General features: G+C 39.0%; 1 protein-coding gene. It reads left to right on the top strand.

All coding sequences use genetic code 11. The annotated features are described in order from the left end of the window. The coding region (locus tag ACFIL2_RS02835; RefSeq protein WP_375681681.1) for a helicase-related protein at window positions 1-1,541 on the top strand (1,541 nt) is incomplete at both ends.

Below are 1,541 nucleotides of genomic sequence, written 5' to 3'. Positions count from 1 at the left end.
GTGATACTGCTAAAAGGCGGGCGGATGAGATCAATGCTGTTTTGGCATCTATGGACGATGAAACGCTTTATGGCAAACAACTTCATCATTATACCTTCGCGGAAGCTGTCGATAATGAACTTTTAACTCCTTACAAGATTGTGGTCTTGGGTATTAATGAAACCTATATCACACCAGCCATACAGGAGATTATTGCCAATGAAAACCGTGAAATTGATTTAGATGATGCGGCAAAAATTATTGGCTGTTATAGAGCCCTTACCAAAATAGATAAGCAAGCGGCTGTTGATGATGATGATACAGAGCCCATGCAATGTGCTTTAGCTTTTTGCAAAGATATCAACACCTCTCAATATATAACAAAGCTTTTCAATAAAATTATCAAATCTCATATTGATGATTTTCTTCAAACGGTTCCCTTTCTAAACTGTGAAGTAAGACATATTGACGGAACGCAAAGCGTCAAAAAACGCAATGAAGAATTGGATTGGCTTAAAGAAGATGCGGGGCAAAATGTTTGTCGGATTTTAAGCAATGTTCGGTGTCTGTCTGAAGGGATTGATGTCCCTGCTCTTGATGCCATCATGTTTTTACACCCGCGCAATAGCCAAGTCGATGTGATACAGGCGGTAGGGCGTGTGATGCGTCGTGCTCCAAATAAGAAAACAGGCTATATCATTTTACCCATTATCATTCCTTCACACTTAGAAGCCAAAAAGGCTTTAAAAAACAATAAGAGGTATCGTGTTGTTTGGCAAGTTTTGCATGCTTTACATTCTCATGACGAAAGGCTTGCTCGGACAATTAATCAGATGTCTTTAGGACAAGATAGCAGCCATACGATTGAGATTATAGAGATTAAGCGTGCCAATGAATTAAAAGAGCTTACCACAACGGTTGATGAGATCTCGATACCATCAAAAGCAGAAAGTTCTGGACATACCATTGGAACAGCAGAAAGCAAATCTCAATCGGTATCTGGAGGACAAGGAGACTTATTCCGCCGTTCTGAATTTTTTGATTTTGTCAAAGCCATTTTTCTGGATAGTTTTAAAATCACGGATTATTGGGGCATTTGGGCGAACAATGTTGCTGAGATTGCTCAAAATCATATCAATCATCTTAAAGATATGATTTCCGATGAAAAGAGTGAAGCCTTTCACGCCTTTGATGCATTCCATAAGGAATTAAAGAACAACGTCAACAGTGAAATCAAACAAGAGGAAGCGATTGAGATGTTAGCACAACATCTTGTCACGCGTCCCGTGTTTGAAGCCTTGTTTGAAGGCAATGAATTTGTACAGAACAATGCCATTTCACAAGCAATGGATAAGATCTTAACGGAACTGGATAAAACCAATATCGAAGAGAAAACGAAAGATCTTGATAAATTCTACAAAAGTGTCACGTTCTGTACAGCAGGCATTACGGAAACTCATGCAAAACAGAACCTTATTATCAAGCTTTATGAAAGTTTTTTTGCCAAGGCATTTAAGAAAACCACGGATAGGCTTGGGATTGTTTATACGCCCGTTGAGGTT

The sequence above is a fragment of the Bartonella sp. AP30XZML genome (genome assembly GCF_042195945.1).
GTDB lineage: Bacteria > Pseudomonadota > Alphaproteobacteria > Rhizobiales > Rhizobiaceae > Bartonella.
Note: the sequence above shows the minus strand (reverse complement) of the source record. Positions and strands in the feature narration are given on the sequence as shown.